This is a genomic window from Zhihengliuella sp. (genome assembly GCF_031178195.1).
Classification (GTDB): domain Bacteria; phylum Actinomycetota; class Actinomycetes; order Actinomycetales; family Micrococcaceae; genus Zhihengliuella.
Genome location: NZ_JAPSJL010000002.1, coordinates 247,593 through 271,466 on the forward strand (window position 1 = coordinate 247,593; position 23,874 = coordinate 271,466).

The following is a 23,874-nucleotide window of genomic DNA, read 5'->3' on the forward strand; positions in this document are numbered from 1 at the left end:
GCGGCCGCCTTCATCGCCTTCTTGTTCTCCCGGACCTTCGCCAGGGAGACCGGGTCCACGATGTCGGCGACCGACATCAGCAAGTCCTCGGCGCCGTAGGGCCCGGCGGCCTCCCGCCACCCGGGTGCCTCCAGTCCGAACTGCTTGCCCAGCAGGGCGAGGAAGATCCGGGCCTTCTGGTCGCCGAACCCGGGCAGCGCTTTCAGGCGCTTGAGCACCTCGGCGCCGGTGGGCCCGCCGCGGGTCCAGATGTTCTCCGCCTGCGAGTCCCAGTCGTCGCGTACCGCCGCGCAGACCGCCTGCACGCGGGCCGCCATGGACCCGGGGAAACGGTGGACGGCAGGACTGATCCGGAAGAGTTCCTCGAACTCCGCCGGGTCGGCGGAGGCCAGCGTTGCGGGATCGAGAGTGCCGGCCCGTTCGGCGATCTTCGCCGGCCCGGCGAACGCGGACTCCATCGTGACCTGCTGGTCCAGCAGCATACCCAGCAGCAGGGCCAGCGGATTCTCCGCCAGCAGTCGGTCGGCGTCGGAATCGCCGGTGATGTAGAGACTCATGATCGACCTTCCTCGGCGCCGACGGACACCGGCGCATCGTCGGACTCCGCGCCCACCGGCGAGGTCATCGCCAGCAGGGTGCGGAGGATGTGGGCACCGTCGTCGGCGATGCCGTCGTGGTGGAAGTCCGCGGACTCCCAGACCCGCAGTCCGCGCACGCGGGCCGCGGTCTCGAGGCTCAGCTCCCGGTCGACGTAGACGTCGTCGCTGTAGACCGCCGCGGCCACGGGGACGCGGTTCTCCGCCAGCACCTCGAGGTCGTACAGGTCCTCCCAGTCGTCGATTCCTGCGAGGACCTCCGCTGTCTCCCGCAGCGGGGCGAGCGCGGGATCATCGGCGAAGTACCAGGGGTAGACCATCTCGCCGGTCAGCAGCGGTTGAGCGGCCTCGGGGCGGAAGTCCGGGAACTCGGCGAGGACCCGATCGGCGGCCCACGCGGTGGCGACGCCGCCGGGACCGTCGTGCCGGCGGCCGAGCCCGGCCTGACCGTAGATCGACTCGTGCATCAGCGCGTAGAGCGGGTTGGACAGGCGCGAGACCTGCTGCTGGAGCGTCTCGACGAACGTGTCGGCGAGGCGTCGGCCGTCCCGGGTCCGCACGAAGGGCTGCTCGAGCACGTGGTGCAGCTGGTGCACGCGCGCGTTGCCGCCGAGGTACTGGCCCAGCATCTGCACGAGCCCCCGGGTGACCGGACGACCGTCGGGCAGGATCTCCCGCACCCGCGAGACGTGCTCGAAGACCTCGTCGAGCGTCGCCCGGTCGCCGGGGTACCACTCGAAGTACTCCCGGTTCCGGGCCGCCATGCGGGCGTAGGTGGCGCGGTAGACGCGCTCGGCGTGCCCGCTCAGCGGGGCGAGGCCGCCGGTGATCAGCGACCGCTCGAGGCCCTCCGGTGCCAGGGAGAGGTAGGTCAGCGTGATGAATCCGCCGTAGCTCTGGCCCAGCGTGCTCCAGCGCTCGAGGCCCAGCGCGCGCCGGATCGCCTCGGCGTCGTGCACGATCGAGTCCGCCCGGAAGCGGCGGAGGTAGGCCGCCTGAGCGGCGGCGTCCCCGCGGAGGGGGAGCGTCTGGCGGTTCACGGGCGAGCTCAGGCCCGTGCCCCGCTGGTCCAGCAGCAGGACCCGGAAGTGCTCGGCCGCCTCGGCCAGCCAGCCGGAGAGGCTCGTGGCGCGCGGCGCCCCGCTGCCCGGGCCGCCCTGGAGGTAGAGCAGCCAGGGCAGTTGATCGGGGTCGGCGTGGCGGGCGGAGACGACCTCGCGGGCGAACACGGACAAGCGTTCCCCGGACGGTGCCCCGTGGTCCAGGGGGACGTCGAACCAGTGCTCGGTGGTGCGCAGCCCGCGGAGGCTGTGGCTGCCGCGGACGGTGTGGCCTGCGGCGAGCGGGGCGGGTGCGGCCCCGCTCACGTCGTCACCGGCGCCTGCGCGGCGACGGCCTGCAGCGCGTCCCCGTGCAGCCGGCGGGTCGTCCAGCCGTCCAGCGAGCCGGCGCCGAGGGCGTCGTAGAAGCCGATGGCGGGCGCGTTCCAGTCCAGGACCTGCCATTCCAGGCGCCGGTAGCCGCGTTCGACGGCGATTGCGGCCAGCGTGGCCAGGAGCGCCTTGCCGCTGCCGGTCCCGCGCGCCTCGGGCCGCACGTAGAGGTCCTCCAGATGGATCCCGTGGACGCCCTCCCAGGTCGAGTAGGTGAGGTACCAGATCGCCATCCCGACGACGTCGTCGCCGTCGGCGCCCGGGATCGCGGCGACGTGGGCGAAGACCCCCGGCTGCTTCCCGAACAGGTGGTCCTGGAGCATCGCCTCGGTCGTGCGGACGGCGTCGGGCTCGCGCTCATAGGCGGCGAGCTCGTTGATCATGCCCAGCAGGTGGGGCACGTCGCGCGGCTCCGCGGGACGGATCCGGACGGGAGCCGCGGCGGGGGCGGCTCCAGCGGGGGCGGGCTGGGCCGCGGAGGTGTCGGAAGTCATGAGGACTTCCTATGCCAGCGTGGCCCGCGGGTGCAAGTCGGGTCGGTCTGGCGCGTCCGGACGGCTCAGAGCGGGAAGCGGCCGGTGGCACGGTCCCACACGTTGGCCGCCGCAGCGACCAGTAGCGCCGAGCCGAGCATGTGGGTCAGCACGAGGGCCACGGGCAGGCCCGTGAAGTGCTGCCAGTAGCCGATGGCGCCCTGCAGGAGGACCACGGCCAGGAGGAGCATGACGGCACGGCGCAGCGCGCGCTGGCGCGCGTCCCGGGCCACGAGCAACAGCAGCACGAGTGTGGCGGCCACCAGCAGGTACACGGGCGCGGTGTGCATCCGCGTCACGATCTCGGCGTCGAACGGGTGGCGGGGCGAGGCGGCGTCGCCCGCGTGCGGCCCGGTGCCGGTGACGACGGTGCCCAGGACGACGGCGGCGGCCGCGGTGGCGAGCACCGTCCAGCCGAGGGCGCGGACGGGCCTCGCCAGGGGCCTGACCGCCACGGAGTCCTCGCCGCGCCGGGCCATGCCCGTGCGGTTCACCAGGAGTACCGCGACCGCGACGACGACGGCCGAGACCAGGAAGTGCAGGCTCACCACCCAGGGGTTCAGGTCCGTCCAGACGGTGATGCCGCCGATGACCGCTTGGGCCGGGATGACGCCGAACAGTCCGACGGCGAGCCGGAACACGACCGGCTCCGTCCTCCGCATCCTCCAGACGGAGACGATCATCGCGACGGCGATCGCCGTCAGGACGAACGTCAGGGTGCGGTTGCCGAACTCGATGAGCCCGTGGATGCCCATCTCCGGCGTCGGGGTCATGGATCCCGGCACGCAGTTCGGCCACTCCGAGCAGCCCAGGCCCGACTCCGTGAGCCGGACCGCGCCCCCGGTCACGATGATGCCGATCTGCGAGATCAGCGACGCGATGGCGAGCGTGTGCACGCCCCGACCCACGCGGGTTGGCAGGCGGTCGGTCCAGCGGGCGGCGGTCGCGGTCACAGCGGGTCTCCGATCGGAGGGCGGGAGGGGAGGGATCGACTCGTGGGAGCCGGACGGTCGGCGGGCGGGGGTCAGGTCCACTTGAACCACCGGGTCGCGGCCGCGCCCGCGGCGACCGCCCAGAGCAGCAGGACGACGACGGGTCCCAGGGGCAGCACACCGTCCATCAGGGCGGCCCGGAGGCCGTCGCCCAGTGCGGCCGAGGGGAGGAAGCCCACCAGGGCGGACAGGGCGCCCGGGAGCCGGTCGGCCGGCAGCAGCAGGCCGCCAGCGGCCGCGAGCAGGACCCAGGCCAGGTTGGTGATGGCCAGAGTCGCCTCGGGGCGCACGGTGCCGGCGATCAGCAGGCCCAGGGACGTGAAGGCAGCCGTGCCGAGCAGCAGCAGCGGCAGGGCGGCCAGGATCCCGGCGGGGTCGGGACGCCACCCGAGGACGAGGGCGACGGCCGAGACCAGCACCACCTGCAGGGCGAGGACGCAGAGCACGGCGACGGCCTTGCCGAAGATCAGGCCGGCCTTGCCCAGCGGGGTGGTCGAGAGGAAGGTCAGGACGCCGTAGCGGCGGTCGAAGCCGGTGGCGATGCCCTGGCCGGTGAACGCCGTGGAGACGACGCACAGGGCCAGCACGCCCGGAGCGGCGGCGTCGATCCGCGTGGGACCGACGCCGTCGAGCACGTCCACGAGTGTGAGTCCGACGAGCGCCAGCAACGGCAGGACGACGGCCAGGACCAGCTGCTCGCCGTTGCGCAGCATCAGGCCTGTCTCGTAGCGGCCGTGGCGGAGGATCCGGACGGGCAGGGAGGCGGCGTTGCCACCGTGCCGCGAGGGGGCGAGGGGAGTGCTCATGCCGTTCCGTTCGGGCGTTGTTCCAGGGGAGTGGCCTGTTCTTGGGGGAGGCGACGATTCCGGTGATCGGGTGCGCCAGGCGGGTCGAGGGGGCGGCCGGCACTGTCCGCGGCGGAGCCTCCCGCCAGATGGAGGAACACGTCCTCCAGGGTCCGCGGCTGCATGCTCAGCGCCGTCGGCAGCACGCCGCGGCGCTCCAGCCATGCCGTGACCGCCGAGAGGTGTGCCGTGGTGGAGATGCCGGCGATGCGGACCCGGCCGTCGCCGTCGGGGTGCACCGTCAGGCCCGCGGCGGTCAGCCCGGGGTCGGCGGCGAGCCGGCCTTCTGCGGCGAGCTCCAGGACCCGCGCCTCCGTCGGCTCGTGCGAGGTCAGCTCGGCCACGGTGCCCTCGGCGACGTTGCGGCCCCCGGCGATGATGTAGACGTAGTCGGAGAGGCGCTGTGCGTCGTCCATCAGATGCGTGGTGAGGACGATGGCCAGCCCGGCGTCGCGCAGCTCGCGGATCAGCTCGAAGACCGTCTGGCGGGACTGGGGGTCCAGTCCGGCGCTGGGCTCGTCGAGGAACACGGCCTCGGGGCGGCCGACCAGGGCGGCGGCCAGCGCGACCCGCTGCTTCTGCCCGCCGGAGAGTCGTCGGATGGGGGTGTGCGCGAACTCGTCGATGCCCAGCCGCGCCATCAGGGCCACCGGATCCTCCGGGGTGCGGAACATGCCCGCCACGTGCTTGAGCAGCGCGGCCGGCCGCACCGACGGCGGCAGCCCGCCGTCCTGGAGCATCACGCCGACGCGGGAGCGGATCTCCGAGCCGGCCCGGTACGGATCGTGGCCGAGCAGCGAGACGGTTCCACCGTCCGGCTTCAGCAACCCCTGCGCGCAGGCCAGCGTCGTGGACTTGCCGGCCCCGTTGGTCCCGAGGAGCGTGGTGACGGCGCCGAATTCGGCCCGCAGGTGGATCCCGTGCAGGACCCGCACCATCCGGCCGTCGAGCGCGGCGATCGGGCCGAAGTCCTTGCGGAGGCCGTCGACCGTCAGGGCAGGGGTTGACGAAGACACGGGGACATTCTACGCGACGTAGAGGACGACGCCGGCCCGTCACAGTCCGGTTCCGCGGGCGTAATGATCGAGGACTCCACGCCCGCGCGGCTAGGCTGGACGGCAGCACCGCGTGGTCGGCTGGGCAGGGGTGCCGAACCTCACCTCACGGGGCCTGCTATTAAGGGTCGCCTTCCTAGCGGATTAGTTTTGAATAGGTCATGATTATGTTGTGTATTCAGCCGATGTGAGCAGACCTGACGTGGACGGGGTGAACGCCCCGGATCGCCGCATGCCCGAGACTCGCACCCCCGAGACCGAGGAGCGCACCCGTGACCGGGTCCTCCAGGCGGTGCTCGAGGAGGGGCCGGTCAGTGCGGCCGAGCTCGGCGAGTCGCTCGGCTTCACCCCGGCCGCCGTCCGCCGCCATCTCGACGCGCTGAGCAGGCAGGGCCTGGTCGAGGTCAAGCTCATCGCGAGCCAGGGCAGCGGGGCCGGTCGTCCGGCGCGGCGCTACGTGCTCAGCCACCGAGGTCAGGCGAAGCTCGGCAACGACTACCTGGACCTCGCCAGCGAGGCGCTGACGGAACTGCGCAACGCGGCCGGGGACGACGCCGTCGCGGCCTTCGCGGCTCGCCGCTTCCGGGCGATGGAGGAGCGCTACCGTCCCCTCGTCGAGGCGGCGGGAGAGGACGTCAGCGCCCGCGCCGACGTCCTCGCGAAAGCGCTGGCGGAGGACGGGTTCGTCGGATACACCCGCGACGTCGGGGCGAACCTGCCCGAGGCCATGCAGAGCATCCAGCTCTGCCAGGGGCACTGCCCCATCCAGGGCCTCGCGTCGGAGTTCCCGGACTTCTGCGAGGAAGAGACCAAGACTTTCGCCCGGCTGCTGGGCGTCGACGTGCGCAGGCTGTCGACGCTCGCCCGCGGCGGGCACGTGTGCACCACGCACGTGCCCGTGGGGCGACACAAGACTCCTCAGCGAGCTGAGAAGAGAACTCGAATCAAGATCAACAAGCAGGAGAGGCTGCGATGACGGATCAGATTTCACAAGAGGCCGCCGATCCAGGTGTGATCGCCGAGATCCTCGAGAAGAATCCCGAGCTCCACGGCATCGGCAACTACGAGTACGGCTGGTCGGACAAGAACGACGCCGGCGCGAACGCGCGCCGCGGCCTGAGCGAGGAGGTCGTCCGCGACATCTCCGCGAAGAAGAGCGAGCCCGAGTGGATGCTCGACCTGCGCCTCAAGGGGCTGAAGTACTTCGACCGCAAGCCGATGCCGACGTGGGGCGCCGACCTCACCGGGATCGACTTCGACAACATCAAGTACTTCGTCCGCTCCACCGAGAAGCAGGCGACCACCTGGGACGAGCTGCCCGAAGACATCAAGAACACGTACGACAAGCTCGGCATCCCCGAGGCGGAGAAGCAGCGCCTGGTGTCCGGCGTCGCCGCGCAGTACGAGTCCGAGGTCGTCTACCACCAGCTCCGCGAGGACCTGGAGCGGCAGGGCGTCATCTTCCTGGACACCGACACGGGCCTGCGCGAGCACCCGGAGATCTTCCAGGAGTACTTCGGCTCGGTCATCCCGGTCGGCGACAACAAGTTCGCCTCGCTGAACACGGCCGTCTGGTCGGGCGGCTCGTTCGTCTACGTCCCCAAGGGCGTGCACGTCGAGATCCCGCTGCAGGCCTACTTCCGGATCAACACCGAGAACATGGGCCAGTTCGAGCGCACGCTGATCATCGCGGACGAGGACTCCTACGTCCACTACATCGAGGGCTGCACCGCGCCGATCTACCAGTCGGACTCGCTGCACTCGGCCGTCGTCGAGATCATCGTGAAGAAGGGCGCCCGCGTCCGCTACACGACCATCCAGAACTGGTCGAACAACGTGTACAACCTGGTCACCAAGCGCGCCGTCTGCGAAGAGGGCGCGACCATGGAGTGGGTCGACGGCAACATCGGCTCCAAGGTCACCATGAAGTACCCGGCCGTCTACCTGGTCGGCGAGCACGCCAAGGGCGAGACGCTCTCCATCGCCTTCGCCGGCGAGGGCCAGCACCAGGACACCGGCTCGAAGATGGTCCACATCGCGCCGAACACCTCGTCCTCGATCGTCGCGAAGTCGGTGGCCCGCAACGGTGGCCGCTCGGCCTACCGCGGTCTGGTCCAGGTCCGCGAGGGTGCCAAGGGCGCGAAGAACTCGGTGGTCTGCGACGCGCTGCTGGTGGACACCATCAGCCGTTCGGACACGTACCCGTACATCGACGTCCGCGAGGACGACGTGACCATGGGCCACGAGGCGACCGTCTCGCGCGTCTCCGAGGAGCAGCTGTTCTACCTGATGTCCCGCGGGCTGGCGGAGGACGAGGCCATGGCGATGATCGTGCGCGGCTTCATCGAGCCGATCGCCCGGGAGCTGCCGATGGAGTACGCACTCGAGCTGAACCGCCTCATTGAACTGCAGATGGAAGGATCCGTCGGTTAATCATGTCTGAGACCGCAACCGCAATGTCCGGCGAGAAGGCCCGTATCGGCGCTCCGTCGATCGCAGGCTTCACCGAGGAGGGGGAGAACCTCTCCCCGGTGAACGAGACCTCCTCGCCGATCGGCGGGGACGCCGCCAAGGCCCACAGCCATGGCCCGGCCGCCTCCGTCCCGCAGGCCTCCCGGGGCGAGCGCCCCACCAGCTACGACGTCGAGGACTTCCCGGCTCTGACCGGCCGCGAGGAGGACTGGCGCTTCACCCCGCTCAAGCGCCTCGGCGCCCTGCACAAGCAGGCGCCGACCGGTGCCGCGCCAGCCGTCGCCGCCGATCTCTCCGGCGGCGCGACCGTCGAGACCGCGGGCATGGACGACGCCCGCGTCCGCTCCGCCGGCGTGCCGGAGGACCGCGTCTCGGCCCTCGCCTGGAACGCGGCCGCCGAGGCGACGATCGTCACGGTCCCGGCCGGGGCCGAGGGCGCCGCCGCCACGCTGACCATCAAGGGCGACTCGGCCGAGGCCGCCGCCCAGCACCTCGTGGTGGTGGCGGAGCCGAACTCCAGCGCCGTCGTCGTGCTCGACCACGTCGGCTCGGCCGTCCTCTCCCAGAACGTCGAGATCGACGTTCAGGAGGGCGCGCGGCTGACCGTGATCTCGCTGCAGGAATGGGAGGACACCGCGATCCACGCGTCGAGCCAGCAGGCGCGCATCGCCAAGGACGCCTACTTCCGCCACGTCACCGTCTCCTTCGGCGGCGACCTGGTCCGCATGACGCCGTCGGCCCGCTTCGCCGGTCCGGGCGCCGAGGCCGAGATGTACGGCCTGTACTTCGCGGACGCCGGCCAGCACCTGGAGCACCGCCTCCTGGTGGACCACGCGCAGCCGAACTGCAAGTCCGACGTCCTCTACAAGGGTGCGCTGCAGGGCGAGAACGCGCACACCGTGTGGGTGGGCGACGTCCTGATCCGCAAGAACGCCGAGGGCACCGACTCCTACGAGGCCAACCGCAACCTGGTCCTCACGGACGGCACTCGGTCCGACTCGGTCCCGAACCTCGAGATCGAGACGGGCCAGATCGAGGGGGCCGGCCACGCCAGCACCACCGGCCGGTTCAACGACGAGCACCTGTTCTACCTGATGGCTCGCGGCATCGACGAGAAGACGGCCCGCCGCCTGGTGGTCCGCGGCTTCCTCAACGAGATCCTGCAGAAGATCGAGGACCCGCAGCTCGAGGAGCGGCTCAACGAGACCGTCGAGTCCGAGCTCGCGGCCACCGAGGTCTAGACCCCTCCGCCGGCCTCCGCTCGCGCGGCGGCCGGCCCGCCACTTCACGGCATCGCCGGCGGCAGCCCGCCGGAGACCGCCAGACATACCCCACGACGCCGGGCGACCCGGCCTATCAGGAGAAAACGGACACCATGTCTACTCTGGAAATCAAGGACCTGCACGTCTCGATCGACACGGAGCAGGGCACCAAGGAAATCCTCAAGGGCGTGACCCTGACGATCAAGACCGGCGAGACGCACGCCATCATGGGCCCCAATGGCTCCGGCAAGTCCACGCTGGCCTCGACCATCGCCGGGCACCCGCGCTACAACGTGACCTCGGGCTCGATCCTGCTGGACGGCGAGGACGTGCTGGAGATGGGCGTCGACGAGCGCGCCCGCGCCGGCCTCTTCCTGGCCATGCAGTACCCGGTCGAGGTCCCGGGCGTGACCATGACGAACTTCCTGCGCACCGCCAAGACCGCGATCGACGGCGAGGCCCCGAGCCTGCGCCACTGGACCAAGGACGTCAAGGCGGCCATGGAGAACCTGAAGATCGATGCCGACTTCGCCAACCGCAACGTCAACGAGGGCTTCTCCGGCGGTGAGAAGAAGCGCGTCGAGATCCTGCAGATGGAGCTCTTCAAGCCCAAGTTCGCCATCCTCGACGAGACCGACTCCGGGCTCGACGTCGACGCGCTGAAGGTCGTCTCCGACGGCGTCAACCGCGCCTCCGAGCAGAACGAGATGGGCACGCTGCTGATCACGCACTACACCCGCATCCTGCGCTACATCAAGCCGGACTTCGTGCACGTGTTCGTCGACGGCCGCGTCGCCGAGCAGGGCGGCCCGGAGCTGGCCGACCAGCTCGAGGAAGAGGGCTACGACCGCTTCCTCGTGAAGGCCTAGCCATGAGCGAGGAGACCCACGGCAGCACCCAGACGCCCCTCGAGGACGTCGAGGAGGCGCTGAAGGACGTGATCGACCCCGAGCTCGGGGTCAACATCGTGGACCTCGGCCTGCTCTACGGGCTGAAGTACGACGACGAGGGCACGCTCATCATCGACATGACCCTGACGACGGCCGCCTGCCCGCTCACCGACATCCTCGAGGAGCAGGTCGCGTCCTCGCTGGAGAGCGTGGTGGACGCGCACCGGCTCAACTGGGTCTGGATGCCGCCGTGGGGTCCGGAGCGGATCACCGACGACGGTCGCGACCAGATGCGGGCCCTCGGCTTCAACATCTGAGACCAGACTCCGCCGCCCCTGCAGCGGCGCACGACGACGGGACCGCAGCCCTCCGCGGAGGGCTGCGGTCCCGTCGTCGTTGATCAGGCGGCCGGCCGTTCGGGGGCCCGAGGGCGGGCCCCGGACGGCTATGCGGCGTCGTCGTCCCGGTCCATCAGGCCGCGGGCCGCGAGCGCGTCGGCGGTGCGGTGCGCGTAGCCGACCGCGCTGACCACCACCGGCCCGGCGAGCACGAGCGGGTTCCGCCGGAGGCCGCGGGCCGTCGCAGCGTCGGTCACGTCGCCGGCGGCCCCGGCGAGGGCGGGGATGCTCCGCAGCATGACGTGAAGGGCGAGGGTGACCGCGTCCGCGTCCACGCCGAGGCGCCGCAGGGGGGCGAGCGCCCGGGCCAGCCCGTCCAGCAGGTCGGCCTGCTCGGTGCTGAGCAGCAGCAACCGGGCCGCCTGCAGCGCGGCGAGCATGCTTCCGACGATGCCGACCGCGTGCCAGAGGCCGGCCAGGCCCCCGCCGGCGAGCCACCACTGGTGCACACCCAGGATGGCGAACATCCACCAGAGGTGCTTCAGCGGCCACGCCCAGCGGCTCAGCACGTGGCGCCCGGCCAGGGCGTAGAGCAGGACAGTCAGGGCGGTGAGCCCCACGGCGACGGGTGCGATGCGCCACACCAGGGCCGCGGCACCGATCGCGAGGACCGCCAGGTACTTGGCCCACAGCGGCGCCCGGTGGATCGGGGAGCTGCCGGGGACGAAGAGGCCGAATCGATCCGCGCGGGCGCGCATCAGACGCCCTCCAGGGCCAGGTGCCGGTAGGCGTCGACGGCGTCGGACGCGGCTCCGTCGAAGACGATCCGGCCGTCCTCGACGACGAGGGCTCGGTCCGCCTCCGCTGCGAAGGCGAGGTCGTGCGTCGCGTAGACGACCTGCTGCTCAAGCCCGTCGAGGGTCCGCCGCAGCAGCGCGTCGTTGCGCAGGTCCAGCAGCGTGGTCGGCTCGTCCGCGACGAGAATCCGCTGGCCGGCGGCCAGGACGGTCGCCAGGGCGGCCAGCTGCCGCTCGCCGCCGGAGAGGTCATAGACGCTGCGCTCCGCGAGACGTTCGATCCCCAGGCGGGCGAGCACCTCCAGCGCGTGCGCCCGCCGCTCGGCGCGGTCACGGACCCGGGCCCGGAGCGAGAGCTCGACGTCCTCGACCACCACCGGCATCACCAGTTGGGCGAGCGGGTCGGTGAAGAGGAACCCGACCGTCCGGCGCACGCGCCCGGTGTCCCGGACGGTGCACGCGCCGTCGACGAGGACCCGCCCGGTGCTCGGCCGCGCCAGGCCGTTGATCAGCTTCAGCAGCGTGGACTTTCCCGAGCCGTTGGCGCCGATGACCGCGATGCGCCGCTCGGTCAGCGTCAGCGTGAGTGGATGCAGGAGGTCGCGGGCGGCGTCGGGCAGGCCGCGGCGCTGCGCATCCTCGTCCGGGACCGACACTCCCGCGGACTCGAACACGATGGATGGTGCTGGCATGGTCTCCATGATCCCGCCGATCCGGGTCCCGTGCTAGCCCCGGAAGTCCCGGCGGGCCAGCCGCGGGAACGCCTTGAACACGGTCAGGGCGATGAGCGCTGCGAGGAAGCACTTGACCAGGTCGCCGGGCCAGTACGGGAGGTCGTACAGGGCCGCCTGCGCCAGCGGCAGCTGGGCATTGAGGCTCATGCCCAGGATGCCGAGCGGGTGGGTGGCCAGGAACGATCCGGCGAGGCAGGCGAGCACGAGCAGCAGGAGGGCCCCAGGGCCGCGGGCGGGGCGGCGGGCGAGGGCGCGGGTCGCGACGGCACCCACGATCAGGGCGTTGAGCGGGAACGCGAGCAGGTACCCGGCGGTCGGGCCGGCGAGGACGCCCAGCCCGCCGGAGAACTGCGCGAACACCGGCAGCCCGGCCAGTCCGACGACGACGTAGAGCAGCACGGCCGCGGCGCCGCGCCAGGCGCCGAGGATGAGCCCGCACAGCGCCACGCCGAGGGTCTGCAGGGTGATCGGCACGCCCAGCGGGCCCACCGGGATGGCGGGCAGGAGGGCGAGCACGGCCAGCAGGGCGGCGAAGACGGCGATGAAGGCGACGTCGCGGGCCGTGGCGGCGGAGCGCCTCGGTGCGTCGGCGGCCGGGGTGCCGGGGGCGGAATCGGGCACGACGGCGTCGGGGTTGCGGATCGGCATGGTGAATCTCACTCCTCTTGAACAGTGTTCAACGATCCTACACGAGCCGTCACCGATAGACTGGTATGTCGCCCTGCATTGCTTTCCGTCTGGAGTTGAAACCCCCGTGATATCCGTTGCCGACCTTGAACTGCGCGCCGGCGCACGCCTGCTCATGGAAGGCGTCTCGTTCCGCATCGACAATGGAGACAAGATCGGTCTGGTCGGGCGCAACGGCGCCGGCAAGACCACGATGACCCGCGTCCTGGCGGGGGAGGGGCAGCCCGCCGGCGGAACCGTCACGAGCAGCGGGAGCGTCGGCTACCTCCCGCAGGACCCCCGCACGCCGAACATGGACCAGCTCGCCCGCGACCGGATCCTCGCGGCCCGCGGCATGGACGAGATCGTCGGCCGGCTGCGCAGAGTCCAGGACGAGATGGCCAGCGAGGACGCCGAGGTCCAGGCCAAGGCCATGCGCCGCTACGACCGGCTGGAGGCGGAGTTCATCGCCGCCGGCGGTTACGCCGCGGAGTCCGAGGCCGCAGCAATCTCCAACAACCTCGCCCTGCCCGAGCGGATCCTCAACCAGCCCCTGAAGACGCTCTCCGGCGGTCAGCGCCGCCGCGTCGAGCTGGCCCGCATCCTCTACTCCAATGCGGATACGCTCCTGCTCGATGAGCCGACCAACCACCTCGACGCCGACTCCATCGCCTGGTTGCGCGAGTTCCTCAAGAACCACCAGGGCGGCCTGCTGGTCATCTCGCACGACACCGAGCTGCTCGAGGCGACCGTCAACAAGGTGCTCTACCTCGACGCCATGCGAGCCACGGTGGATCTCTACAACATGGGCTGGAAGCGCTACCAGGACCAGCGCGTCGCGGACGAGGAACGCCGGCGCAAGGAACGCGCCACGGCGGAGAAGAAGGCCGCCCAGCTCAAGGACCGTGCCGCGCGCTTCGGCGCCAAGGCCTCCAAGGCCTCGGCCGCGCACCAGATGGCCGCCCGCGCCGACAAACTGCTCGCCGGGCTCGAGGACGTGCGCCAGGTCGACCGCGTGGCCGCGCTGCGGTTCCCGACCCCGGCGCCCTGCGGGAAGACCCCGCTCATGGCGGAGGGGCTCAGCAAGTCCTACGGCTCCCTCGAGATCTTCACCGACGTCTCACTGGCGATCGACCGCGGCTCCAAGGTCGTCATCCTCGGGCTGAACGGCGCGGGCAAGACCACCCTGCTGCGCATGCTCGCCGGGGTCGCGCAGCCGGACACCGGCGAGATCCAGCCCGGCCACGGGCTGAAGGTGGGCTACTACGCCCAGGAGCACGAGACCCTGGACCACGACGCGAGCGTCCTGGAGAACATGCGCCGTTCCGCGCCGAGCCATCTGGGCGACGCGGATATCCGCGGCATCCTCGGCTCGTTCCTGTTCGTCGGCGACGACGTGGACAAGCCCGCCGGCGTGCTCTCCGGCGGAGAGAAGACGCGCCTGGCCCTGGCGACCATCGTCGCCTCGAGCGCCAACGTGCTGCTGCTGGACGAGCCGACCAACAACCTGGACCCGGCCTCCCGTGCCGAGATCCTCAACGCACTGTCCAACTTCGAGGGAGCCGTCGTCATGGTCAGCCACGACGAGGGAGCGGTCCAGGCGCTGAACCCCGAGCGCGTGGTCCTGCTGCCGGACGGCGACGAGGACCTGTTCAGCGACGAGTACCTCGAGCTCGTCACCCTCGCGTGAGTCCCCGCCACTGAGACACGCGAGGGACGGCCCCGTGCGGGGCCGTCCCTCTGCTGTTCCGCCGGCGTTCGCCGCTCACCGGCGCTGGGCGATCGGGCACGCATTCGTACCTACTGTGGAGGGCGCCTGCTGCCTTCCAGGGCGTCCAGGTACGCGTCCTCGAGTTCCTCGTCGGTCGGCGCGCCGTCCCTGCGCCGTACCGGCTTCCTCCGGGGAGGCCGGTAAGCCGAGTGGACGACCTCCACGCCTGCGGCCTCGGCCTCCGCTGCGGCCTCGCGGTCCTCGCGGTTGATCCGTGCCTGCTGGCGCGCCGCCCAGACCAGGGCCACGAAGCCGAGCACGCCGAACGCGAACCACTGCAGCGAGTAGGAGAGGTGGTTGCCCTCGTCGAGCTCGGGCTTCTCCAGGGCCGCCGGCATCGGCTCCGCAGCCGGCGTCTCCGAGGCGATGACGCCGTACGCGCCCGGCGCCACGGCGTAGTCGAGCTGCCGCTCGATCGCCCGGCGCTCGATCGACGCCACCTGTCCGTCCGGGGCGCCGCGGTCGAGCTCGGGCTCGTAGGGACGGACGCGGACGACCGCCTCGACCGTCCCGGACGGCGGGGCGGGGATGGCGTCGGGACGGCCGGCCTGGTCGTTGCCGATCGGAAGCCATCCGCGGTCGACGACGACGACGTCGCCGGCCTGCGTGCGGAAGGGGACGAGGACCTCGTAGCCCGGCCGGCCGCCCAGCGGGCGGTTGCGCGCAACGATCGTGTCCTCGGCCAGGTACTCGCCGGTCATCCGCACCGGGGTCCACTCGGCCTCGCGGGGGAGCGACTCGAGGAGCCCGGACGCGTCAGCGTAGGGGCGGGGGGCGGCGTCGTAGTTCTGCTCGACGATCTGGTTGGCGGCCCGGGCCTGGTCCAGCCGGTTCATCTGCCAGTTGCCGAGACCCCAGCAGGCCGCCGCGAAGACGCAGACGAGGGCGAGCCAGCCGACCCAGCGGGTGCTGACGAGAAAGCGGTACACCGGGTCAGTTCTCCTTGCTGGTGCGGGCAGACGGCGGGCCCGAGGGCGGGGCGTCCGCCGACGGGGCGGCCCGGTCGAAGGGGACGGTCTCCTTCCAGAGGCCGCGCTGCGTCAGGTAGTCCTGCAGCCAGTCGCGATGCTCCGGGCACGCCAGCCACTGCTTGCGCCGCTCGGGTGTGTGGATGCGGGGGTTGTTCCAGAGCAGGGACCACGCGGCGGGCGCCCGGCAGCCCTTGCGGGAGCACGTGGGCACCTCCGGCCCCTGATGGCCGGCGAGCTGGTCGAAGATGCTCATGCGGCGGTTCCTCCCTCGTCGCGTCGCTTCCCCTCTGGCCCGTCCTGCCCGGCGTCGTCGTCGGTCCCGGTGTAGAACTCGCCCTCCATCGTCTCGGGCCCGTCGTGCCCGTCGGGCCCGGCGTCGTCGGTGGGCCGGGCCTCGAGGGCCGCCTGCTGCGGCGGATCGACGAACGATGCCGGCGTGTCGCGCAGGTGGTCTCGGCCGGCGCCGTTGGCGATGACGACGGCGACCCACGGCAGGAACGTCGCGCCGGCGAGGCACACCCACACGAACCACGAGTCGAGGAAGAAGAACGCCGCGATGAAGCAGGCCACGCGGATCCCCATGGTCAGGGTGTACTTGAACATGCGCGAGTGCACGTCCACCGAGTGCGCCTCTTCGGCCTCTGTGATCGTGTACACCGCGGGCTCCGGCCGGCGGCCGCCGCGATGATGCGAACCGTGTTCGTGGGGCTGGGGAATGTCCATGGCTACCTCGTCCCATTGTCTCACCGCGGGGCCCCGGAATCCGAACCGACGGCCGGTAGGATGACCGGGACACCGAGCCCCCACCACCGGAGGAATTTTCATGCCCGATCCGACGCCCGCACCCCGCTCCGTCCTCGTCACCGGCGGCAACCGAGGCATCGGCCTCGCCATCGCCCGCGCCTTTGAGGCCGACGGCGATCAGGTGGCGATCACGTACCGCAGCGGCGATGTCCCCGAGGGGCTCCTCGGCGTGAAGGCGGACGTCACCGACGCCGCGTCGATCGACGCCGCCTTCACGGAGATCGAGGCGCAGCATGGCCCCGTGGAGGTGCTCGTCGCCAACGCCGGCATGACCAAGGACACGCTGCTCCTGCGCATGAGCGAGGAGGACTTCACCCAGGTCGTCGACACGAACCTCTCCGGAGCGTTCCGGGTCGTCAAGCGCGCCTCGAAGGGCATGATCCGACTCCGCCGCGGCCGCGTGGTGCTGATCTCCTCGGTTGTGGGGCTCTACGGCTCGCCCGGGCAGGTTAACTACGCCGCGTCCAAGGCCGGCCTGATCGGCATCGCCCGGTCGCTCACGCGCGAGCTCGGCGGTCGCGGCATCACCGCGAACGTGGTCGCACCGGGGTTCATCAACACCGACATGACCGCGGCCCTGCCGGAGGAGACCCAGAAGAGCTACCTCGGGTCCATCCCGGCGGGCCGGTTCGCGGAGCCCGAGGAGGTCGCCGGCGTCGTCCGCTGGGTCGCCTCCGACGAGGCCGCCTACATCTCCGGCGCCGTGATCCCGGTCGACGGTGGCTTGGGCATGGGTCACTAAACTTAGAGGTTTCCTACAACCGACAGGGCGTCCGGGGCTGGCAAGATGGTTCCGGACGCCCGACGCGTTGGTGCGGGCCCGACACGAGAGCCATCCACCTGGAGGAGCCAGCATGAGCGAAACGACCGCAGCCAAGGATCTGAGCGGCAAGGCCGCCATCGTCACCGGATCGTCCCGCGGCATCGGCGCCGAGACGGCCAAGCTCCTGGCCGCCCGGGGCGCCTCCGTGGTCATCAACTACCGCCAGAAGGCCCCACGGGCCAACAAGGTCGTCGCCGCCATCGAGGAGGCCGGCGGCCGTGCCGTCGCCGTCGGCGCGGACCTGACGGCCGAGGGCGGCGCGCAGACGCTCGTCGACGCCGCCGTCGAGCAGTTCGGCGGCCTGGACCTCCTGGTCCTGAACGCCTCGGGCGGCATGGAGTCCGGCCTCGGCGAGGACTACGCCCTGCGCCTGAACCGGGACGCGCAGGTGAGCATGCTCGAGGCCGCGATGGGTGCCATGAAGCCGGGCTCGCGCGTCGTGTTCGTCACCAGCCATCAGGCGCACTTCATCCACACCGTTCCGACCATGGACGCCTACGTCCCGGTCGCCAAGTCCAAGCGGGCCGGCGAGGACGCCCTGCGCGAGCGGCTGCCGGAGCTCGAGGAGAAGGGCATCAAGCTCGTCGTCGTCTCCGGCGACATGATCGAGGGCACCATCACCGCGACGCTGCTGGATCGCTCCACGCCCGGCGCCATCGAGGCCCGCCGCGAGGCCGCCGGCAAGCTCTACTCCGTGGAGGAGTTCGCGGCCGAGGTCGCGCAGATGGTGACGGCCGACGTCGAGCACGGTCACACGGAGTACGTGGGCGGGGCCGAGGACTTCCTCAGCGCCCGCGGCTGACCGGGCCGGGCCCAGGGTCCGGACAGACGAGAGCGGGTCCCGTCGGCGCTGCGCCGGGGGACCCGCTCTCGTCTGCCGCTAGTCGCCGGGCGGGGGCCCGCAGACGACCTTGTGCCACGGCTGGTACGTCCAGCGCAACGTGTCCGGCGGCAGGGTCTCCTCCGCGGAGGTGCGCGTCCGGGTCACGTCGACGGTGAAGCCCGGCTGGCCGCCGCGCTCGGGGACGCACTCGTCGGCCTCGTTGTACTTGGTCTCCGGCTCGACGAGGTTGTAGTGGTCGCTCGTCTTGCTCGTCACGGTCCAGTGCTTGGTGCCCCAGAGGCGCGTGTGCACGCGGCCGTCGGCGACCCAGGAGTGGATCATGACCGCGGTGTCCGTGTTGTTCCGCCACTTCATGTCGATCTGGCCCTCCCAGAGCGTCGCCTCGCGGCCGGCCGGGTAGCGGTCGAACCACCGGGAGTGCGGGCGGTGCTCGACGTCGTCGAATCCGGCGAGCCAGCCGACGTTGAACATCTGGGTGGAGATCTGCGAGAGCCCGCCGCCGACGGCGGTGCTGGAGAAGCCGTCCTCGACGACGCCGGACTCGAAGTAGCCGTTCTCCTTGGTGATGGGGCTGAGGACCCCGAGCAGGGAGAACGTCTCGCCCGGCTTGACGACCACGCCGGTGAGCTTCTGGGATCCGGCCACCAGATTCTTGGTCCGGACGGAGTCGTAGGTCGGATACGGCGTCGAGAAGTCGACGACGACCTCCTTGACGCCCAGTGCCTCGGCGTCCGCGGTCGTGAACTCCGGCTGGGTCTCGACGACCTCGACCGAGACGGTGCGCTCCTCGGTGGTGCTCGCGGCCACGACCTTTTCGCCGAGACCTTCGGGGTTGACCTGGCGGCCGGTCTGGTGCGGGACGATGGCCGGCTTCCCCCGCTTCAGGGTGATGCGCGCGTCCTGGGCGTCGACGCCGAGGTCGGGGTTGGCCTCCCTGACGGAGGCCAGGAGCTTCTCGGAGTCGAGGGCCAGGGTGACGCTGCCGTCCTCCGTCTCGAACTGGGCGGCGGCGGCCAGGGCCTCCGGACTGACTTCGGCGACGAGGTCGCCGGCCTGGACCGTGATCGGCCCGGCGACGAGCGGCTCGGCCAGGTTTTCGGCGGCCTCCTTGAACGCGGTGCCGACGATCTCCGGCGGAGTCGGGGTCGTGGGCAGCTCGATCGGTCCGGCGGGGTCGAACCAGCGCTCGGCGACGGTCCCGGAAGCGGCGCTCTGGGCCACCTGGAGTCCCTCGACGGGCTCGGTGACCACGGGGGTGACCCCGTCGTAGGCGAGCTTGCCCTCGACGGGTTCGCGGTTGAGCTTCTCCGCCGCGTCGGCGATCGCCGACTCCAGCTTCGGCCGGTCGATGTCCGCCACGGGGGCGAGCTCGCCGCCGCCGACGACGTGCCGCCAGAGGACCACGGGATCCAGGGTGAAGCCGGTGTAGTCGGCGATCGTCGCCTCCAGATCGAGCCCGAGACCAGACGCGGCGGGATCGAGGGTCGCCTCGGCGTCGCCGGCCGTCACGGCGATGGGCTCCTCCGCCAGGGGCTCGAGCTCGGCGGAGAGCCGCTCCAGGGCCTGTTCGTGGCTCATTCCGCCGACGGGCACGCCGTGCACGGTGGTCCCGCGGGGAACGGCGCCGCCCAGGACGGCTGCCGCGCCGATGTAGCCGCCGACGGCGAGCACGGCGAGGGAACCGCCGATGATCCAGCCCCTGGCGGTCCGGGAGGGCTTCTTCTTAGAGGAGGTCACGCGTAGTCTCTCGAAAGCTGTGTCAGAAAGGGAGGGCGCGGCGGAGCGGATGCAGCCGCATCAACCAAGAGTAGCCGTGGCCGGGCGCGGTCACTGACGTGCCGCGCGGCTCCGAGTGGTTCGTTATGCGATTGTGTTTCAACACTGAGGCGGCGAACCCGGCCCGTCAGGCCGCCGACGGCCGCTCGACGCCCGTCAGCTCCAGGACGGCGTCGAGCCGCGGCAGGTCGATGCGGGCGGCGGCCTCGGTGGCGAGCGCCGGCTTGGCGCAGTACGCCACGCCCAGTCCGGATGCGAGGACCATGTCCAGGTCGTTCGCGCCGTCGCCGACGGCGATCGTCGCCTCCAACGGGACCCCGGACTCGTCCGCCCACCGCCGCAGGCAGGACTCCTTCGCGGCGCGGTCCACGACCTCGCCGACGACTCGTCCGGTGAGTCGGCCCCCGCTGATCTCGAGCTCGTTCGCGACGGCGAAGTCCAGCCCGAGGTCGTCGGCGAGGGGCCGCAGGATCTGGATGAACCCGCCGGAGACGACCCCGACACGGTGGCCCGCCGCACGGAAGGCGGCCACGAGGTCGCGCGCGCCGGGGGAGAGGCGGACGGTGTGCCGCACAGCGTCGATCACGGACGCGTCGAGGCCGGCCAGGGCCTCCACGCGGGCGTGCAGGCTCTGCGCGAAGTCCAACTCGCCCCGCATCGCGGCCTCCGTGACCGCGGCGACCTCCGCCTCGCGGCCGGCGTGGGCGGCGAGCAGCTCGATGACCTCCTGCTGGATGAGCGTCGAGTCGACGTCCATCACGAGCAGCTTGTGCGGGGCGGCGTAGACGCTCGCCGGGACGACGGAGAGGGTCTCGCCGGTCCGTCCGCGGTCGGCCCAGGAACGCGGTGAAGGCACGTCGGCAGCGGTCAGGAGGTCGTCGGCGGCCGCGCGGAGCGCCGCGACGTCCGCGGCCTCCACGGCGAAGCGCTGCCCGCCCAGGGCGACGGCCCGGTCCCCCGCGCCCTCGGGGGCGGAGGAGTCGACGGGAGCGGTCGCCAGCACGGTGCCGCACGCCGACAGTGCGGCGACGATCCGTTCAGCGGTCAGCGCCGCGCAGGCTGGGCCGGGGTGCAGGTGCACGACGACGGCGCTCGCGCGGGTGCGCGCCGCCTCCTCGAAGGCGGCGGCGGTGGTGGGGACGGCTTGAGACGACTGCGACATGCCCCCAGTCTCCCGCGCCCGCGCGGCCCGGCCCAAGCCGGCCGCTCCAGCGTGACGGTCGCCGTGTCCGTTGACACGGGACCCGGTTTGGTCGATTCGCGCCGCGCTGGCCTAGTGTTTTCACCATGAGTGAAGTGTTGGATTTTGCGGAGGTCACGGTGGTCCGGGGCCGCAAGCGGCTGCTGGATGGCGTGGACTGGTCGGTTTCCGAGGGCGAGCGCTGGGTCGTCCTGGGGGCGAACGGGGCGGGCAAGACCACCCTGATGCAGATCGCCGCCACCCGCCTGCATCCCACGTCCGGCACGGTCTCCATCCTCGGGGAGACCCTCGGCCGGGTGGACGTGTTCGACCTGCGTCCGCTCATCGGGCTCTCCTCGGCGGCGCTCGCAGCGCAGATCCCCGCCGGCGAGAGGGTGCTCGACGTCGTCGTCACCGCCGCCTACGGCGCCACCGGGCGCTGGCGCGAGCAGTACGAGAAGCTGGACGAGCGCCGCGCGTTCGGTCTCCTGCACGACTGGGGCATGTCCACCCTCCTGAACCGTCCGTTCGGGTCCCTCAGCGAGGGCGAGCGCAAGCGCACGCAGATCGCGCGCGCTCTGATGACGGACCCCGAGCTGCTGATCCTCGACGAGCCGGGCGCCGGCCTGGACCTCGCCGGCCGCGAGGACCTGGTCCGACGTCTGGCCGACCTGGCGGCGGACGAGGCCGCTCCCGCCCTCGTGCTCGTCACCCACCATCTGGAGGAGATCCCGCCGGGCTTCACGCACGTCCTGATGCTCCGGGAGGGGGAGGTCGTCGCCTCCGGCCCCCTCGGCGAGACCCTCACCGAGGCCAATCTCGCCGCCACCTTCGGCGCCGACCTGAAGCTGACGGCGTCGGACGGGCGGTACACCGCGGTGGCCCGGGCCTAGCCGCACGCCATGCTCGACTTCTGGCGTGAGGCGGTCATCCTCGTCGCCGGCCTCTGGGCCGGCACCATCAACACCATCGTCGGCTCCGGTACCCTCGTCACCTTCCCGGTGCTCCTCGCCCTCGGCACGGCACCGGTCAACGCGATCGTCTCCAACGCCATGGGTCTCGTCGCCGGCGGGTTCTCCGGCGCGTGGGGCTACCGGCGCGAGGCCAGGTCGGTCCCGAAGACCATCGTCCGCCTGCTCCCCGTCTCCCTGGTCGGTGGCCTGGTCGGCGCCTACCTGCTGCTGCACCTGCCGGAGTCCGTCTTCGGCGTCGTCGCGCCGGTCCTGATCCTCGTCGCCGTGCTGCTGGTCGCGTTCCAACCGCGCCTCTCGGCGTGGTCGAAGCGGCGCCAGAGCGCCGAGCAGACGCTCCCCGAACTGGCGGACCGGCAGAAGCTGCCGCCGATCCTGTACGTCCTGGTCTTCCTCATCGGCGTCTACGGCGGCTACTTCACCGCGGCCCAGGGCGTGCTGCTCATGGGCGTCCTGGGCGTTCTCTTCCACGGCAGCCTGCAGCAGTCCAACGCCATCAAGGTGATCCTGTCCCTGGGCGTGAACCTCATCGCCGCCGTGTCCTACCTGCTCTTCGCGTTCGAGCGGATCGACTGGATCGTCGTCGCGCTCATCGCGGCCGGGTCGCTGCTCGGCGGCTTCCTCGGGGCGAAGATCGGCCGGCGCCTCTCACCGGCCTGGCTGCGCGGCGTCATCATCGTGCTCGGCCTCGTCGCGCTCGTCGACATGGTCGCCAGGCTCGTGGCCGGCGCATGATCGTCCGCCTCGAGGCGGCCGACGACCCGCGCGTCTCCGACTACTGGGCGCTCTCCGACGCCCAGCTGCGCCAGACCGCCGACCCGGCCCACGGGCGCTACATCGCCGAGAGCTCCAAGGTCGTCCGCCGCGCCCTCGCGGCCGGTCACACGCCGCGCAGCTTCTTCCTCGCCCCGCAGTGGATCGACGGCCTCTCGGACGTCCTCGAGGCGCACCCGGACGTCCCCGCCTACGTGGGGGAGCCGAGGCTCCTCGAGGCGATCGCCGGCTTCCACCTGCACCGCGGCGCGCTCGCCGCCATGAACCGCCCCGAGCCCCTCGCGCTCGACGCCGTGCTCGCCGGGGCCCGCCGCGTGGCGGTCCTGGAGGATCTGGCGGACCACACCAACCTCGGCGCGATCTTCCGCTCGGCTGCGGCCATCGGCGTCGACGCCGTCCTGGTCACCGAGCGCTGCGCGGATCCGCTGTATCGCCGGGCCATCCGCGTCTCCATGGGGACGGTGTTCCAGATCCCGTGGGTGCGCCTGGGGGACTGGGACGACGCCGTCGCGCAGCTGAAATCCCAGGGCTTCAGCCTGGCGGCGCTCGAGGTGACGGAAGACGCCCGGCCGGTCGACGACGTCGCCCGGATGGACCTGCCCCGGCTGGCCCTGATCCTCGGCACCGAGGGGGCCGGCGTCTCGCCGCGGGCCCTCGCGGCGTCGGACCTGCAGGTGGTCATCCCCATGCGCGAGGGTGTCGACTCGCTCAACGTCGCCGCCGCCTCCGCCGTGGCCTTCTGGGAGCTCCGCCCCCGCTGAGGCGGAATTGGGATCGTGCCCGGCGTGGGATAGGATGGTGCGTCGGTCCATCTCTGCGCGCACGCGCCACGGGTGGGCACCTCACAAGTTTGGCAGCTGGCAAAATCCAGAGGCTCAGAGACAAAGGTTTAAATCATGAAGGCAAACACGCACCCCGAGTACGCACCGGTGGTTTTCAACGACCTGGCATCCGGCGAGAAGTTCCTGACCCGCTCGACCGCCACGTCGAACAAGACCATCGAGTGGGAGGACGGCAACACCTACCCGGTGATCGACGTCGAGATCTCCGCCGCCTCGCACCCGTTCTACACGGGCAAGCAGCGCATCATGGACTCCGCCGGTCGCGTGGAGCGCTTCAACGCACGCTTCAAGAACTTCGGCGGCAAGAAGTAGTCACGCCGCAGTAGGCACGCCGGAGCGCCGACCCGTCGGTGCCCTCGGCAGCAGAGCAGGACCCCGCCGGCACGGCGGGGTCCTGCTGCATTCAAGGGTCCTGCTGCACTCGATCCGACCCGTCGACCGAGGCCGCAGCGCGCCCGGAGCGCGGACGCCCGGTGACTGGCCGGCCAGCACGGATCACTAGAAT

At 71.4% G+C, this 23,874-nt stretch carries 26 protein-coding genes; 12 read left to right on the forward strand and 14 right to left on the reverse strand.

What is annotated here, in order from left to right; genetic code table 11:
* From RIN46_RS03760 to RIN46_RS03785, 6 genes are all read right to left on the reverse strand, one after another.
* Window positions 1-557 (reverse strand): HhH-GPD-type base excision DNA repair protein (locus RIN46_RS03760; RefSeq protein WP_309109437.1); only part of this gene is annotated, 557 nt, incomplete at its 3' end.
* The gene (locus RIN46_RS03765) at window positions 554-1,963 is read right to left on the reverse strand and encodes an alpha/beta fold hydrolase (protein ID WP_309079910.1); all 1,410 of its coding nucleotides are present in this window, start codon (window positions 1,961-1,963) and stop codon (window positions 554-556) included. The genes RIN46_RS03760 and RIN46_RS03765, both read right to left, overlap by 4 nt.
* The gene (locus RIN46_RS03770; RefSeq protein WP_309080125.1) at window positions 1,960-2,412 is read right to left on the reverse strand and encodes a GNAT family N-acetyltransferase; all 453 of its coding nucleotides are present in this window, start codon (window positions 2,410-2,412) and stop codon (window positions 1,960-1,962) included. The genes RIN46_RS03765 and RIN46_RS03770 overlap by 4 nt, the downstream gene beginning before the upstream one ends.
* 176 nt (window positions 2,413-2,588) lie before the next feature.
* Window positions 2,589-3,515 carry a COX15/CtaA family protein gene (locus RIN46_RS03775; protein WP_309079909.1) on the reverse strand — a complete coding sequence of 309 codons (927 nt, stop codon included), beginning with the start codon at window positions 3,513-3,515 and terminating at the stop codon, window positions 2,589-2,591.
* Window positions 3,516-3,586: 71 nt separating this feature from the next.
* A complete protein-coding gene (locus tag RIN46_RS03780) occupies window positions 3,587-4,360 on the reverse strand; it encodes an ABC transporter permease (RefSeq protein WP_309079908.1) in 774 nt (257 codons plus the stop codon).
* Complete coding sequence (locus tag RIN46_RS03785) at window positions 4,357-5,415, reverse strand: ABC transporter ATP-binding protein (RefSeq protein WP_309079907.1); 1,059 nt, start codon at window positions 5,413-5,415, stop codon at window positions 4,357-4,359. The genes RIN46_RS03780 and RIN46_RS03785 overlap by 4 nt, the downstream gene beginning before the upstream one ends.
* 271 nt (window positions 5,416-5,686) lie before the next feature.
* On the opposite strand from RIN46_RS03785, the gene RIN46_RS03790 reads away from it, so the two are divergent.
* The 5 genes from RIN46_RS03790 (at window position 5,687) to RIN46_RS03810 (ending at window position 10,395) form a co-directional block, all read left to right on the forward strand.
* A complete protein-coding gene (locus RIN46_RS03790) occupies window positions 5,687-6,430 on the forward strand; it encodes a helix-turn-helix domain-containing protein (protein WP_309079906.1) in 744 nt (247 codons plus the stop codon).
* On the forward strand, window positions 6,427-7,887 hold the full coding sequence (sufB, locus tag RIN46_RS03795; RefSeq protein ID WP_309079905.1) for a Fe-S cluster assembly protein SufB: 1,461 nt from the start codon (window positions 6,427-6,429) through the stop codon (window positions 7,885-7,887). The genes RIN46_RS03790 and sufB overlap by 4 nt, the downstream gene beginning before the upstream one ends.
* A gap of 2 nt (window positions 7,888-7,889) precedes the next feature.
* Complete coding sequence (sufD, locus tag RIN46_RS03800) at window positions 7,890-9,167, forward strand: Fe-S cluster assembly protein SufD (protein ID WP_309079904.1); 1,278 nt, start codon at window positions 7,890-7,892, stop codon at window positions 9,165-9,167.
* Window positions 9,168-9,301: 134 nt separating this feature from the next.
* Window positions 9,302-10,057: a Fe-S cluster assembly ATPase SufC gene (gene sufC, locus RIN46_RS03805; RefSeq protein ID WP_309079903.1), complete on the forward strand. Its 756-nt coding sequence runs from the start codon at window positions 9,302-9,304 to the stop codon at window positions 10,055-10,057.
* A 2-nt stretch (window positions 10,058-10,059) separates the two neighbouring features.
* Window positions 10,060-10,395, forward strand: a complete 336-nt coding sequence (locus RIN46_RS03810; protein WP_309079902.1) for a metal-sulfur cluster assembly factor — start codon at window positions 10,060-10,062, stop codon at window positions 10,393-10,395.
* A 128-nt stretch (window positions 10,396-10,523) separates the two neighbouring features.
* Here the strand turns inward: RIN46_RS03810 and RIN46_RS03815 are convergent, their stop codons facing one another.
* From RIN46_RS03815 to RIN46_RS03825, 3 genes are read right to left on the reverse strand one after another with little or no spacing between them, the layout of a single operon-like run.
* Window positions 10,524-11,174 carry an energy-coupling factor transporter transmembrane protein EcfT gene (locus tag RIN46_RS03815; RefSeq protein ID WP_309079901.1) on the reverse strand — a complete coding sequence of 217 codons (651 nt, stop codon included), beginning with the start codon at window positions 11,172-11,174 and terminating at the stop codon, window positions 10,524-10,526.
* Window positions 11,174-11,905: an ABC transporter ATP-binding protein gene (locus RIN46_RS03820; protein WP_309079900.1), complete on the reverse strand. Its 732-nt coding sequence runs from the start codon at window positions 11,903-11,905 to the stop codon at window positions 11,174-11,176. The genes RIN46_RS03815 and RIN46_RS03820 overlap by 1 nt, the downstream gene beginning before the upstream one ends.
* Window positions 11,906-11,938: 33 nt before the next feature.
* Window positions 11,939-12,595 (reverse strand): biotin transporter BioY, encoded by a 657-nt coding sequence (locus tag RIN46_RS03825; protein WP_309079899.1) that lies wholly within the window; start codon window positions 12,593-12,595, stop codon window positions 11,939-11,941.
* Window positions 12,596-12,701: 106 nt separating this feature from the next.
* Here RIN46_RS03825 and RIN46_RS03830 point away from each other — a divergent pair, with 106 nt between their 5' ends.
* Window positions 12,702-14,303, forward strand: a complete 1,602-nt coding sequence (locus RIN46_RS03830) for an ABC-F family ATP-binding cassette domain-containing protein (RefSeq protein WP_309079898.1) — start codon at window positions 12,702-12,704, stop codon at window positions 14,301-14,303.
* 110 nt (window positions 14,304-14,413) lie between these two features.
* Here RIN46_RS03830 and RIN46_RS03835 read toward each other — a convergent pair whose 3' ends face one another.
* From RIN46_RS03835 to RIN46_RS03845, 3 genes are read right to left on the reverse strand one after another with little or no spacing between them, the layout of a single operon-like run.
* Window positions 14,414-15,313 (reverse strand): SURF1 family protein, encoded by a 900-nt coding sequence (locus RIN46_RS03835; protein ID WP_309079897.1) that lies wholly within the window; start codon window positions 15,311-15,313, stop codon window positions 14,414-14,416.
* Window positions 15,314-15,317: 4 nt separating this feature from the next.
* A complete protein-coding gene (locus RIN46_RS03840) occupies window positions 15,318-15,608 on the reverse strand; it encodes a hypothetical protein (protein WP_309079896.1) in 291 nt (96 codons plus the stop codon).
* Entirely contained in the window at window positions 15,605-16,012 is a 408-nt protein-coding gene (locus RIN46_RS03845) for a DUF3099 domain-containing protein (RefSeq protein ID WP_309079895.1), read from the reverse strand. The genes RIN46_RS03840 and RIN46_RS03845 overlap by 4 nt, the downstream gene beginning before the upstream one ends.
* Before the next feature lie 166 nt (window positions 16,013-16,178).
* Here RIN46_RS03845 and RIN46_RS03850 point away from each other — a divergent pair, with 166 nt between their 5' ends.
* Together RIN46_RS03850 and RIN46_RS03855 are read left to right on the forward strand one after the other, a co-directional pair.
* Complete coding sequence (locus RIN46_RS03850; RefSeq protein ID WP_309079894.1) at window positions 16,179-16,901, forward strand: beta-ketoacyl-ACP reductase; 723 nt, start codon at window positions 16,179-16,181, stop codon at window positions 16,899-16,901.
* 112 nt (window positions 16,902-17,013) lie between these two features.
* Window positions 17,014-17,784 (forward strand): SDR family oxidoreductase, encoded by a 771-nt coding sequence (locus RIN46_RS03855; protein ID WP_309079893.1) that lies wholly within the window; start codon window positions 17,014-17,016, stop codon window positions 17,782-17,784.
* Window positions 17,785-17,862: 78 nt separating this feature from the next.
* On the opposite strand, the gene RIN46_RS03860 is transcribed toward RIN46_RS03855, so the two are convergent.
* Window positions 17,863-19,563 carry a VanW family protein gene (locus RIN46_RS03860; RefSeq protein WP_309079892.1) on the reverse strand — a complete coding sequence of 567 codons (1,701 nt, stop codon included), beginning with the start codon at window positions 19,561-19,563 and terminating at the stop codon, window positions 17,863-17,865.
* Between the two features lie 166 nt (window positions 19,564-19,729).
* Complete coding sequence (serB, locus tag RIN46_RS03865) at window positions 19,730-20,764, reverse strand: phosphoserine phosphatase SerB (protein WP_309079891.1); 1,035 nt, start codon at window positions 20,762-20,764, stop codon at window positions 19,730-19,732.
* Between the two features lie 125 nt (window positions 20,765-20,889).
* Here serB and RIN46_RS03870 point away from each other — a divergent pair, with 125 nt between their 5' ends.
* The 4 genes from RIN46_RS03870 to RIN46_RS03885 all read left to right on the forward strand — a co-directional run bounded on the left by RIN46_RS03870 (window position 20,890) and on the right by RIN46_RS03885 (window position 23,681).
* Window positions 20,890-21,675, forward strand: coding sequence for an ABC transporter ATP-binding protein (locus RIN46_RS03870; protein ID WP_309079890.1), 786 nt, complete (start codon window positions 20,890-20,892; stop codon window positions 21,673-21,675).
* A gap of 9 nt (window positions 21,676-21,684) precedes the next feature.
* The gene (locus tag RIN46_RS03875; protein ID WP_309079889.1) at window positions 21,685-22,488 is read left to right on the forward strand and encodes a sulfite exporter TauE/SafE family protein; all 804 of its coding nucleotides are present in this window, start codon (window positions 21,685-21,687) and stop codon (window positions 22,486-22,488) included.
* Window positions 22,485-23,288 (forward strand): RNA methyltransferase, encoded by an 804-nt coding sequence (locus RIN46_RS03880; protein WP_309079888.1) that lies wholly within the window; start codon window positions 22,485-22,487, stop codon window positions 23,286-23,288. Before RIN46_RS03875 ends, RIN46_RS03880 begins: the two co-directional genes overlap by 4 nt.
* 135 nt (window positions 23,289-23,423) lie before the next feature.
* Window positions 23,424-23,681, forward strand: coding sequence for a type B 50S ribosomal protein L31 (locus RIN46_RS03885; RefSeq protein ID WP_309079887.1), 258 nt, complete (start codon window positions 23,424-23,426; stop codon window positions 23,679-23,681).
* The last annotated feature ends 193 nt before the right edge of the window (window positions 23,682-23,874 follow it).